The organism is Mycobacterium sp. IDUB_5, assembly GCF_055419565.1.
Window position 1 is genome coordinate 229,441 of record NZ_JBVAXX010000003.1, and the last position, 11,851, is coordinate 241,291.

Annotated in this window: 14 protein-coding genes; 8 read left to right on the forward strand and 6 right to left on the reverse strand. The window is 68.5% G+C overall.

The genetic code is table 11. From position 1 onward, the window contains the following. Positions 1–9: 9 nt before the first annotated feature. Complete coding sequence (locus tag ACZY1G_RS10440; protein ID WP_463814195.1) at positions 10–681, forward strand: LpqN/LpqT family lipoprotein; 672 nt, start codon at positions 10–12, stop codon at positions 679–681. On the opposite strand, the gene ACZY1G_RS10445 is transcribed toward ACZY1G_RS10440, so the two are convergent. Genes ACZY1G_RS10445 through ACZY1G_RS10465 form a run of 5 tightly spaced genes read right to left on the reverse strand, consistent with a single transcriptional unit; the run spans position 678 to position 6,970 of the window. Further along, the gene (locus ACZY1G_RS10445; RefSeq protein ID WP_463814196.1) at positions 678–1,538 is read right to left on the reverse strand and encodes an LLM class F420-dependent oxidoreductase; all 861 of its coding nucleotides are present in this window, start codon (positions 1,536–1,538) and stop codon (positions 678–680) included. The two genes, ACZY1G_RS10440 and ACZY1G_RS10445, sit on opposite strands and share 4 nt — an antisense overlap. Before the next feature lie 19 nt (positions 1,539–1,557). Further along, positions 1,558–2,385 (reverse strand): LLM class F420-dependent oxidoreductase, encoded by an 828-nt coding sequence (locus ACZY1G_RS10450; protein ID WP_463814197.1) that lies wholly within the window; start codon positions 2,383–2,385, stop codon positions 1,558–1,560. Then, a complete protein-coding gene (locus ACZY1G_RS10455; protein ID WP_463814198.1) occupies positions 2,382–3,851 on the reverse strand; it encodes an ATP-binding protein in 1,470 nt (489 codons plus the stop codon). The genes ACZY1G_RS10450 and ACZY1G_RS10455 overlap by 4 nt, the downstream gene beginning before the upstream one ends. A 1-nt stretch (position 3,852) precedes the next feature. Next, the gene (locus ACZY1G_RS10460) at positions 3,853–5,286 is read right to left on the reverse strand and encodes an ATP-binding protein (protein ID WP_463822333.1); all 1,434 of its coding nucleotides are present in this window, start codon (positions 5,284–5,286) and stop codon (positions 3,853–3,855) included. A gap of 19 nt (positions 5,287–5,305) precedes the next feature. Continuing rightward, positions 5,306–6,970, reverse strand: a complete 1,665-nt coding sequence (locus ACZY1G_RS10465) for an NAD(P)/FAD-dependent oxidoreductase (protein ID WP_463814200.1) — start codon at positions 6,968–6,970, stop codon at positions 5,306–5,308. A gap of 73 nt (positions 6,971–7,043) precedes the next feature. On the opposite strand from ACZY1G_RS10465, the gene ACZY1G_RS10470 reads away from it, so the two are divergent. Further along, positions 7,044–8,060, forward strand: coding sequence for a zinc-binding alcohol dehydrogenase family protein (locus ACZY1G_RS10470; RefSeq protein ID WP_463814201.1), 1,017 nt, complete (start codon positions 7,044–7,046; stop codon positions 8,058–8,060). Between the two features lie 24 nt (positions 8,061–8,084). Here ACZY1G_RS10470 and ACZY1G_RS10475 read toward each other — a convergent pair whose 3' ends face one another. Next, on the reverse strand, positions 8,085–8,963 hold the full coding sequence (locus tag ACZY1G_RS10475; protein WP_463814202.1) for a universal stress protein: 879 nt from the start codon (positions 8,961–8,963) through the stop codon (positions 8,085–8,087). A 60-nt stretch (positions 8,964–9,023) separates the two neighbouring features. On the opposite strand from ACZY1G_RS10475, the gene dosR reads away from it, so the two are divergent. The 6 genes from dosR to rpsD all read left to right on the forward strand — a co-directional run bounded on the left by dosR (position 9,024) and on the right by rpsD (position 11,816). Continuing rightward, complete coding sequence (gene dosR, locus ACZY1G_RS10480; protein ID WP_463814203.1) at positions 9,024–9,674, forward strand: hypoxia response regulator transcription factor DosR/DevR; 651 nt, start codon at positions 9,024–9,026, stop codon at positions 9,672–9,674. Positions 9,675–9,869: 195 nt separating this feature from the next. Further along, positions 9,870–10,091 (forward strand): translation initiation factor IF-1, encoded by a 222-nt coding sequence (infA, locus tag ACZY1G_RS10485; protein ID WP_003418601.1) that lies wholly within the window; start codon positions 9,870–9,872, stop codon positions 10,089–10,091. Positions 10,092–10,125: 34 nt separating this feature from the next. Continuing rightward, positions 10,126–10,239, forward strand: coding sequence for a 50S ribosomal protein L36 (gene rpmJ / locus ACZY1G_RS10490; RefSeq protein WP_003879483.1), 114 nt, complete (start codon positions 10,126–10,128; stop codon positions 10,237–10,239). A gap of 155 nt (positions 10,240–10,394) precedes the next feature. Beyond that, positions 10,395–10,769 (forward strand): 30S ribosomal protein S13, encoded by a 375-nt coding sequence (rpsM, locus tag ACZY1G_RS10495; RefSeq protein WP_046362731.1) that lies wholly within the window; start codon positions 10,395–10,397, stop codon positions 10,767–10,769. A 6-nt stretch (positions 10,770–10,775) separates the two neighbouring features. Beyond that, a complete protein-coding gene (gene rpsK, locus ACZY1G_RS10500; RefSeq protein WP_043405918.1) occupies positions 10,776–11,189 on the forward strand; it encodes a 30S ribosomal protein S11 in 414 nt (137 codons plus the stop codon). Positions 11,190–11,210: 21 nt separating this feature from the next. Next, positions 11,211–11,816: a 30S ribosomal protein S4 gene (rpsD, locus tag ACZY1G_RS10505; RefSeq protein WP_011778695.1), complete on the forward strand. Its 606-nt coding sequence runs from the start codon at positions 11,211–11,213 to the stop codon at positions 11,814–11,816. Positions 11,817–11,851: the final 35 nt, after the last annotated feature.

An 11,851-nucleotide genomic window follows, 5' to 3' on the forward strand; every position in this document is an offset into this window, starting at 1 on the left:
AGGATCGCCATGCGGATACCAGCCCTGATCTGCGCCTGCGCGGCGGTGATGATCGGTTTCACCGGCTGCGGTTCGAAGGACACCTCGGACAACGTCGACCCGCCGCCAACACCGGCTCAGGCGTCAATACAGACATCAGCACAGGCAGCGCCCTCGTCGCCAGCCCCGACCATCGCCGAATACCTCAAGCAGAACAACATCACCCAGACGATGGTCACCCGCGGCGAGCCCGGCGTGCCCCAACTGAACCTGCCGATGCCGCCCGGGTGGGCGGACGTCGGCGCCGACACCCCCAAGGACGCCTACGGCGCGATCTACCTCGAAGCCGCCAAACAGGCGCCCAATCCGCCGGCGATCATCGCGCGGATGGCCCGCGTCAACGGCAGCGTCGACACGGCCAAGCTGCTCGAATACGCACCCAACGCCGTGACGCGGGCCCCCGGCTGGGACGGCCCCACCACCGGCCAGCCCAGCACCCTGGGCGGATTCGACGCCGTGCAGGTCGCGGGCACCGCCACCCTGAACGGGCAACCGACGTTCGTCGCCCGCAAAACCGTCGTGATCACCGCGCCGCAGGGCCTGTACCTGCTGGCCCTCGACGCGCAAGGACCGCTGGATCAGCAGCCCGCACTGATGGACGCGATGCGCATCATCGACGAGCAGACCACGATCAACGCCTAGCTCTGAGTGAGGCCCAGCGGGCGGGCCAACTCCTCCAGCGTCGACATCAGCTCGTCGCCGCCGCCGAGCACCTGGATCGCCACGTGGTCCGCACCGGCCTGCAGGTGCTCGTCGAGCCGCGCCGCGATCTGGTCCGGCGAGCCGTAGGCGACCACCGCGTCGATCAAGCGGTCGCTGCCCGGCCGTTCCAGGTCCTCGTCGGTGAATCCCAGCCGCTTCAAGTTCGTGACGTAGTTGGACAGCCCCAGGTAGAAGTCCACGGTCTGCCGGCCGACCTCGCGGGCGGTGGCCGCATCGTCGGTCAGGACGACCTTGTGCTCGGGCGCAATACACACCGTCGGACCGAGCAACTCGCGGGCCTGCCCGGTGTGCACCGGGGTGGTCAGATACGGGTGCGCGCCGGCGCTGCGCTGTGCGGACAACTTCAGCACCTTCGGTCCGAGCGCGGCGAGCAGGCGGCGGCTCGTGGGAACCTTCGCGGCGTCCAGCACGTCGAGATAGTCGACCAGCGCCTGATACGGCTTGGCGTACTGATCCTGGTGCTCGGGATGCCCGACACCCACGCCCAGCACGAACCGGCCGGGGAACGCCTTCTCGATGCGGTGGTACGACTCGGCCACCTCGTTCGCGTCGGCCGTCCAGATGTTGACGATGCCGGTCGCCACCTGCAGGGTCTCGGTCTTCTCCAGGATTGGCTCGACGAAGTCCAGAGCGGCAGCCGGTGAGGCGCCCACCCAGACGGTGCCGTAGCCGAGCTTCTCGATGTCGACCGCCTGCTCGGGGGTGACCGGTTGACCGGTCCACACCCCGTATCGACCCAGTGCGGGCTTCAGCGACGGGCCTTCGCTGTTGGTCATGAGTCCCCTTCAGTCGTGGTCAGCGCAATCCCAACGGGCCTGCCAGGTCGGTCAGCGCTGCCACCACCCTGTCGGGTGAGGCCAGCACCTGGACGGGCACGTGGTCGGCGCCGGCGTCGAGGTGTTCGTTCAGACGTGCGGCGATCTGGTCGGGGGTGCCGTAGGCGACCACGGCATCCACCAGTCGGTCACTACCCGGTTTGGCGACATCTTCATCGCCGAATCCGAGTCGCTTCCAGTTGTTGACGTAATTCGCCAGGTCGAGATAGATCGCCAACGCCTTGCGACCGACCTCCCGCGCGCGCTCGGCGTCCGTCGTCAGGACCACCTTGTGTTCTGGAGCCAGCAGAGCCTCGGGTCCGATCAGTTCCCGCGCGCGGGCGGTGTGCTCCGGCGTGGTCAGGTACGGGTGGGCACCCGCCGAGCGGGCAGCCGACAGCTGCAGCACCTTCGGCCCCAGCGCGGCGACAACACGGCGATCACGCGGCACGCCGTACTCGTCCAGCTTGTCCAGGTAGTCGGTCAGCGCGTCGATCGGCTTGCGGTACTCCTGGTGCGCCTCGGGGTGTCCGACGCCGATTCCGAGCACGAAGCGGTCCGGATGCGCGGCCTGGATGCGGTGGAAGGACTCGGCGACCGGGCCGGGCGCGGCCGTCCAGATGTTGACGATGCCGGTCGCGATCTGAAGCGAAGTGGTGGCGTCGAGCAGGGGCTCGACCCACTCGAGCTCGGCAGGTGGTGAGCCACCCACCCACACGGCGCCGTAGCCGAGCGCCTCGATCTCGGCTGCCTGGGCGGGGCTGACGCCGCGGCCGAACGATCCGAACCGGCCCAGCTGCGGCGTCATGCGGTGGTGGCGGTTTCGGCCGGCGCCGGTGCCTCCAGCGGCAGGCACACGATGAACCGCGTATCGCCGGGCTGCGATTGAACCGACAGGTTGCCGTGGTGCTTCTCGACAACGATCCGCCAGGCCAGGTCCAGTCCCAGACCGGTCCCTTCGCCGAACGGCTTGGTGGTGAAGAACGGGGTGAAGATCCGGTCGACGATGTCCTCGGGGATGCCGGGCCCGTCGTCGCAGATCTCCACGCGCACCATCGACTCGTTCTCGCGCATCGTCCGGATCGTCAGGTTGCCGTGGCCGTTCATGGCCTGGATCGCGTTGTCGATGATGTTCGTCCACACCTGGTTCAGATCGCCCGGATAGCACAGCAGCTCGGGCAGGGTCTTGTCCTTCTCCCAATGCAGCTCGACGGGCTTGTCTTTGCCGCCCAGCTTGTCGCCGAAGATCGTCTTGACCGTGCTGAACAGCAGCTCGTGGACGTTGGCGCTCTGGTACTCGGCCCGGTCCATCTGCGAGTACTGCTTGGCGCCGGCCAGCAGCGCGGAGATGCGCTTGCTCGCCTCGGCGATCTGGTTCATCAGCAACTCGGTGTCGATCGTGTACTTCAGCCAGCCGATCGCACCGGGCAACGTCGCCGAGCAGTCGACATCGTCGATGGTGGCCTCGACCCGCTCCAGCCAGTCGACGTCCAGACCGGCCTCCACGAACGTCGGGGCGTAATCCCAAGCGCTCGCGATGCCGTGCTCGTCGAGCCAGTCACCGATCTGGTCCTCGCGGTCGGAGGTCTCCAGCGCCGTCAGCTCCTGGGACTTCGACTTGGCCACCTGCTCAGCGACCTCGTCCTGGATGCTGACCAGCACCTTGAGCGCGGCCGGCGTGAATTTGCCGTCGGCGAGCATCGCCAGCTTGTGCCGCATCTTGCCGACGCCCTCACGTAGATCGGCGACCGCGCGCGCCGTCGCGCCCGCCGGATTGTTGAGCTGATGGGTCAGCCCCGCCGACAGCTGGCCCAGCGCCAGCAGCTTCTCCCGCTGCCCGAGGATCTGGCGCTGCCGCAAACCACCGACCATGTGCCCTTCGAGCAGATGCACGGCCATCGGGAATTCCTTCTGCATGAACTCCGCGAACGCGTTGGCGTCGAGCACGAAGAACTTCGACGGGCGGGTGACCCGCACCGACGCCTGGTAGACGTGCTCCTCGCCGGGGATGTAGGCCGACCACGCGCCGCAGTACACGCCGCGCTGCGAGGTCCGGTTGGTCTCGATGTCGACCCCACCCGAGCGTTTCGACATCACCAGTTCGCCCTCGATGAGGACGTAGAAGCAGGTCGCGGGGTCACCCTCGGCGTGGATCGGCCCAGGCTCGAAGGTGGCGATGTGGCCGTTGGCGCACAGCGTGGCGAGTTGCTCGTCGTTGAGCGCCTCGAACAGAAACAGGGTGCGCAACTCGTCGGGAAGGCACTTTTCGCCCATGTCAGGTTCCTCCTGGTGTCCCGATCGGCAGTGAAGTAATAAAACGCGTGTTGCCCGGAGTTGATTCCGCCCACAGGCTCCCGGAATGCCCGTCGACGATCCTGGCGGCGATGTCGAGGCTCAACCCCGTGCCTTCGCCGAACGGTTTGGTCGTGAAGAAGGGGTCGAAGATGCGGGCGAGCACGTCGTTGGACATGCCGGGGCCGGTGTCGCAGATCTCGACGCGGACGCGGTCGAGGTCGCGTTGTGTGCGCAGCGTCAGCGTGCCGGGGGAGACGCCGATCGCGTCGAGCGCGTTGTCGATCAGGTGCGTCCACACCTGATTCAGTTCGGCCGGGTAGCACGGCAGCGGGGGCAGGCTCGTGTCGAACTCCCGCACCACGGTGATGTGCGGGGCCAGCCGGTGCGCGCGCATCGCGAGGGTCGACTCCAGCAGCCCGTGCACATCGACGACGTCGGACGGCGCGCGGTCCAGTTGGGTGAACTGCTTGGCCTGGTCGACGAGCGTGGAGATCCGGGTGGTCGCATCGGTGATCTCGGTCAGCAGCAGCTCGGTCTCCGCGGTGCTGGCCAGCCAGCGGATCACCGGTGTCAATGAGTCCGGCGTGCCGCAGCACGGCGCCGCCGAGATGCGTTCCATCCAATCGATGTCCAGGCCGGCCTCGGCGAAGATCGCGGCATACGCCCACGCGTCGGGCACGAGGCGGCGTTCCAGCCAGTCGCCGAGCGCCTCCTCCAGATCGGCCTTCTGCACCGAGGTCAGGTCGTGCGGCTTGCCCGCGACCTCGGCGACCCGGTCCTGCAGCTCGACCAGCGATGCCATGGCCTCCGGTGGCAGGGAGCGCTCGGGCAGTTCGGCCCTGCGGTGCCGCATCCCCGCGATCTGGGTGCGCAACCCGCGCGCGGCGCGCACCGCGGCGGCGGCGGGGTTGTTCAGCTCGTGGGTCAGCCCGGCCGTCATCTGCACCAGCTGCACGAGCCGATCGTGCGGGCCGAGGATGCGGTGCTGGTGGTAACGACCGTGCGAATGACCGACCAGCAGATGGGTGGCCATCGGGAAATGCGACGTCAGGAAGGTGCCGAGGGTGGTGGCGTCGAGTTCGAAGAGCTGCGACGGTCGGGTCAGCGTCGCGGTGTTCTCGTAGGTGGTCTCCTCGTCGAGCAGGAACGCCGACCACGCGCCGCAGTACGAGCCGGGGGTGCAGGCCCGCCAGATGGGGATGTCGCGCGCACCGGATCGTTTCGACAGCGCGATCTCGCCGTCGAGCAGCACGTAGAAGAACTCGGCAGGGTCCCCCTCGCGGCACAGTTCACCGGCCGGGAACGTCGCGATCCGGCCGCCGGCGCACAGCGTCGCCAACTGCTCGTCGGTGAGGCCCTCGAAGATGAACAGATCCCGGAGTTCGCCGATGTCGCAGGAGGAGGAGGAGGCCATACCGTCTACGCCTCGTCGCCTACGTCTCGGCCAGGTAGCGGTGCACCAGCATGACCGCCATCGACCCTTCGCCGACGGCTGCGGCAACCCGCTTGGCCGACTCCGACCGGACGTCGCCGGCGACGAACACACCCGGCACGCTGGTTTCCAGATGGTGGGGCGGGCGATCCAGGGTCCAGCCGCTGATGTCGCGTAGGTCCGGTCCGGCCACGATGAACCCGTGGTCGTCGCGCACGACGACGCCGTCGAGCCAGTCGGTGCGGGGCTCGGCGCCGATGAAGATGAACATCCGGCCGCAGGCGAACTCCTCGCGCTCGCCGGTGTCGCGATGCTCGAGGCAGATCCCTTCCAGGTGCCCGTCGCCCTTGACCGCGTGCACGACGGTGTTCGGGATCTCCTTGATGTTGTCCTGCGCCCTGATCTGCTGGATCAGGTAGTGCGACATGGAGTCTTCGAGAGTGCGACGGCTGACGATGTTCACCGACTTCGCGGTCCGCGACAGGAACATCGCGGCCTGGCCGGCCGAGTTCGCGCCGCCGATGACGTACACCTCGTCGTCGTCGCACTCCGAGGCCACCGATGTCGTCGCGCCGTAGTACACCCCGGCCCCGGTCAACGTCTCGCATCCCTCGGCCGTCAGCTGTCGGTACTCCACACCCATCGCGAGGATCACCGCCCGGGTTCCGATGGCGCGGCCGTCGGACAGGTGCACGGTGCGGGCGTTGCCGTCCACCTCGAGGGAGACGACCTCGGCGGCGGTGATCAGTTCGGCGTCGAACTTCTCGGCCTGCCGGCGCGCGCGTTCGGCGAGTTGCGCGCCGGAGAGCCCGTCGGGAAAGCCGAGGTAGTTCTCGATGCGTGAGCTTTGTCCGGCCTGCCCGCCGGTGGCGGTGCGCTCGATGAGTACGGTCTTGAGGCCCTCGGACGCGCCGTAGACCGCCGCCGCCAGCCCTGCCGGGCCGCCGCCGATGACCACCAGGTCGTAGAAGTCGCCCGACGGGGTGGTGGTCAGCCCCAACGTCGCGGCCAGCTCGGCGTCGGTGGGGTCGACGAGGGTCTCGCCCTCCTCGGTGATCACGACGGGAAGCGTCAGCCCGTCCTGGCCCGCCGCCTCGAGCAGGGCGATGCCTTTGGGCTCGTCGGAACGGAACCAGGTGTAGAAGAGCCGGTTGCGGGCGAGGAACTCGCGCACCTGCGAGGACCGGGCATTCCACGGGTGACCGATGATCTTGGTGTGCGGGATGGCGCGCTCGCCGGTGGCACGCCACGCCTCGACCAGCGCGTCGATCACCGGGTAGAGCTTCTCCTCCGGCGGGTCCCACGGCTTGAGCAGGTAGTGGTCCAGGTCGACGACGTTGATCGCGTCGATCGCGGCGTGGGTGTCGGCGTAGGCGGTGAGCAGCACGCGGCGCGCCATCGGGAAGATATCCATCGCCGCTTCGAGGAACTCGATACCGCTCATCTGGGGCATGCGGTAATCGGCGACGAACACTGCGACGGTCTCGCCGCGCAACTTCAGTTCGTTCAGGGTTTCCAGCGCGTCGGGGCCGGACTCGGCCCGAACGATGCGGAACTTCTCGCCATAGTGGCGACGCAGGTCGCGAGCCACCGCGCGGGAGACCGCGGGATCGTCGTCGACTGTCAGAATCACGGGTTTACGGGGCGCAGCGGCCGGGCCTGTCATCGACTCCAATTATGCGCCCGGTGTCCAGCGGATAGTCCGCAGTCCGGTTGACCGGGGGCGCAGACTGAGCGGCATGACGACGGCCACCATGCGGGCGTGGCAGGTTCGCTCGCCGGGAGCGATGCCCACCCACCCGCTCGAGCTGGTCACCGCGCCGGTTCCGGAACCGGCCGTCGGTGACGTCCTCGTCGCCGTTGCGGCGTGCGGCGTGTGCCGCACCGATCTGCACGTCACCGAGGGCGATCTCGCCGTGCACAAGCCGCGCGTGACCCCGGGTCACGAGGTGGTCGGCGAGGTCGTCGCGCTCGGCCCGGACACCCTGAGCGACCTGCGGCCCGGCGACCGGGTGGGGGTGGCCTGGCTGCGGCACACGTGCGGACGTTGCCGTTTCTGCGTGCGTGGCCGGGAGAACCTGTGCCCGCAGTCCCGGTACACGGGTTGGGACGCCGACGGCGGATACGCCGACTACGTCACGGCCCCTGCGGATTTCGTGCACCGCCTGCCCGTCGGCTACAGCGACGAGGAGGTGGCGCCGCTGCTGTGTGCGGGCATCATCGGGTACCGCTCGCTGCTGCGCGCCGATCTGCCGCCCGGCGGCCGGCTCGGCATCTACGGGTTCGGGGGCAGTGCGCACATCACCGCTCAGGTGGCGGTGGCGCAGGGGGCCGAGGTCCATGTGATGACGCGGGGCGCCGACGCTCGCGAGCTGGCGCTGGCCCTCGGTGCGGCCTCGGTGCAGGGCGCCTCGGACCGTCCGCCGGTGCCCCTGGATGCGGCCATTCTCTTCGCGCCGGTGGGCGAGCTGGTGCTGCCTGCCCTGGAGGCGCTCGACCGCGGCGGAACGCTGGCGATCGCCGGCATCCATCTCAGCGACATCCCGTCGCTGAACTATCAGGCGCATCTGTTCCAGGAACGCCAGGTGCGCTCGGTCACCTCCAACACCCGGGCCGACGCCCGCGAGTTCCTGGCGTTCGCCGGGCAGCACCGCATCGAGGTGACGACCCCGCGCTACCGCCTGGATCAGGCCGACGCCGCCCTCGCCGACCTGAGCGCGGGCCGCATCGCAGGCGCGGCCGTCCTGCTCGTCTGAGCCCTCTGGGACGGGTTCACACCGTCAGTCCGACCGGGCCACGATCACCGGAACCCGGGCGGCCTGCACGACCGCGCTGCTGACCGAGCCCAGCAGCGCGCTCGCGACGGCGCCGTCGCGATGGCTGCCGACCACCAGCAGCTGCGCCGACTCCGCGCGTTCGACCAAGCGGCGCGCCGGCTGATCCGGCACCGTCGCGATGTCCACGCGCACGTCCGGGTAGCGCCGCCGCCACGCCGTCAACCAGTCGGCCACCTCGGCGTCCACGCCTGCGCGCATCTCCTCGAAGTCGAATCCGGGAAAGTCGAAGGCGCCGGGTGACCACCACGCGTGCACCGCGATCAGCGGCGCGCGGCGCCGTGCCGCCTCGGCGAACGCGACGTCGAGAGCCAGGCGGGAGGTGTTCGAACCGTCGACGCCGACCACGACGGGTCCCTGATCCCGTGTCGACGCGCCCTCGTGGATGACCGCGACCGGGCCGTGTGCGCGGTGCACCAACCCGGTGCTGACGCTGCCCAACACGGTGCGCGCCAGCGCGCCGCGTCCGCGCGACCCGACGACCACGAGGCGGGCGGTCCGTGACGCGTCGACCAGCGCCGCGGTGGGTGACGCCGACGCGTACTGGGTCCGGACGTCGACCGCCCCGCCGGTCAGCTCGCGCGCCGTCTGGGCGGCGTCGTCGAGCACCTGCCGCCCCAGTTCCCGCTGCCATTCGGGCACCCCGACCGGCGTTCGCGCCGCGGGCCATGTGCCGAGCGGAGGGGCCGCGGCGTGCAGCACCGTCATCGTGGTGCCGTGCAGCATCGCGTCGTGGGCAGCCCAGGCGAGCGCCTCCCGCGACGATGCCGACCCGTCGACGCCGACGACGACGGGGGACGCGTGCTGCTGGACCGAGGTGCTCATGCCCCAACTATTGCCGCGTGATGCTGCCTTCCGCCAGGGCCATCAGGCCATACTGAAGACATGGTCCGCGTCTTCCTGGTCGACGATCACGAGGTGGTGCGGCGCGGGTTGATCGACCTACTCAGCGCTGACGAAGAGCTCGAGGTCATCGGCGAGGCGGGCACGGTCGCCGAGGCGCTCGCCCGCATCCCGGCCCTTCAACCCGACGTGGCGGTACTCGATGTCCGGCTGCCCGACGGCAACGGCATCGAACTGTGCCGTGACCTGCTGTCCCGGCTGCCGAACCTGCGCTGCCTGATGCTGACGTCGTTCACGTCCGACGAGGCCATGCTGGACGCGATCCTGGCCGGCGCCAGCGGCTACGTCATCAAGGACATCAAGGGCATGGAGCTGGCCAAGGCCGTCAGAGAGGTGGGCGCGGGACGGTCGCTGCTCGACAATCGCGCGGCCGCCGCGCTGATGGCCAAGCTGCGCAGCGCCGCCGACCGCTCTGATCCGCTCGCGGGGCTCAGCGACCAGGAGAAGGTGCTGTTGGATCTGCTGGGGGAGGGCCTGACCAACAAGCAGATCGCGGCGCGGATGTTCCTCGCCGAGAAGACGGTGAAGAATTACGTGTCGCGACTGCTGGCGAAACTGGGTATGGAGCGGCGCACCCAGGCGGCGGCGTTCGTGTCGCGGCTCGACCGCCCGCGCCGGTCGGTCTTCGACTAATACGCTGCAGATTCGGCGATTTTGGGGCAGCCTGCCGAGCGGGTAGTATGGATCGACGGTGCGGTTTCGCGCCGACTTCTTGCGTGTCCTGTCGGGAATTCCCGAGCTCCGGCCCACGTTGCTAGTCGGACCTGAGCTGTACCAACCCAGGCCAGCACGCCCATACGAAACGAAAAGCAAGGATCGCTAACCAGTATGGCCAAGAAAGACGGTGCCATCGAGGTCGAAGGCCGCGTTGTCGAACCTCTGCCCAATGCGATGTTCCGCATTGAGCTGGAGAACGGACACAAGGTCCTCGCCCACATCAGCGGCAAGATGCGGCAGCACTACATCCGCATCCTCCCTGAGGACCGCGTCGTGGTGGAGCTCTCTCCCTACGACCTGTCCCGTGGCCGCATCGTGTACCGCTACAAGTAACCGCAACCGACGAGAAGAAGGATCGACGACAGCCGTGAAGGTGAACCCGAGCGTCAAGCCGATCTGCGACAAGTGCAGGGTGATCCGCCGGCATGGGCGGGTCATGGTGATCTGCTCCGATCCCCGCCACAAGCAGCGGCAGGGCTGACCGCAAGGTCCAGCCCGCACCACAACTGAATGACGAACTCCCAGTACCACTGAGCGGATAGGCCGCTCGCACACGTCCGGCACGGAGGCCGGACCCCGGCAAGAGCCCGGGAACGGACTGGGACCAGACCTCCGCATAGAGAAGGAAACACCCCTGTGGCACGTCTCATGGGCGTCGATCTGCCGCGCGACAAGCGCATGGAGATCGCGCTGACCTACATCTACGGCATCGGCCGTACCCGCAGCCAGGAGATCCTGGAAGCGACCGGCATCAGCCGGGACCAGCGCACCAAGGACCTCACCGACGATCAGGTGAGCCAGCTGCGCGACTACATCGAGGGCAACCTCAAGGTGGAAGGTGATCTGCGCCGCGAGGTGCAGGCCGACATCCGCCGCAAGATCGAGATCGGCTGCTACCAGGGCCTGCGGCACCGTCGCGGCCTGCCGGTGCGCGGCCAGCGGACCAAGACCAACGCGCGCACCCGCAAGGGCCCGAAGCGCACCATCGCCGGCAAGAAGAAGGCCAGGTAACCCGAGATGGCACAAGCCAAGAAGGGCGCGCCCAAGAAGGGTGCCGCCAAGACCCGCCGCCGGGAGAAGAAGAACGTCCCGCACGGCGCCGCGCACATCAAGAGCACGTTCAACAACACGATCGTGTCGATCACCGATCCACAGGGCAACGTCATCGCGTGGGCCTCGTCGGGTCACGTGGGCTTCAAGGGATCGCGTAAGTCGACGCCGTTCGCGGCCCAGCTCGCCGCCGAGAACGCTGCCCGCAAGGCGCAGGAGCACGGCGTCAAGAAGGTCGACGTGTTCGTCAAGGGCCCGGGTTCGGGCCGCGAGACCGCCATCCGCTCGCTGCAGGCCGCCGGCCTCGAGGTGGGCGCGATTTCCGACGTCACCCCTCAGCCGCACAACGGTTGCCGTCCGCCCAAGCGGCGCCGGGTCTAGGGATAGGGAGAACTAGAACTCATGGCTCGTTACACCGGACCCGTCACCCGCAAGTCGCGCCGCCTCGGCGTCGACCTCGTCGGTGGAGATCAGTCGTTCGAGAAGCGCCCCTACCCGCCCGGCCAGCACGGCCGCGCGCGGATCAAGGAGAGCGAATACCGCACCCAGCTGCAGGAGAAGCAGAAGGCCCGCTTCACCTACGGCGTCATGGAGAAGCAGTTCCGCCGCTACTACGAGGAGGCCAACCGCCTCCCCGGCAAGACCGGTGACAACCTGCTGCGCATCCTCGAAAGCCGACTGGACAACGTCGTCTACCGGGCCGGCCTGGCCCGCACCCGCCGCATGGCGCGTCAGCTGGTCAGCCACGGCCACTTCACCGTCAACGGTGTGAAGGTCGATGTGCCCAGCTACCGGGTGTCGCAGTACGACATCATCGACGTCAAGGACAAGTCGATCAACACTTTGCCCTTCGAGGTGGCCCGGCAGACCGCCGGCGAGCGCCCGATCCCGGGCTGGCTGCAGGTCGTCGGCGAGCGTCAGCGCATCCTCGTGCACCAGCTGCCTGAGCGCGCGCAGATCGACGTCCCGCTCACCGAGCAGCTGATCGTCGAGCTCTACTCGAAGTAAGCGTTCACGGCCGAACCCGGCCGCGGATCACCTAA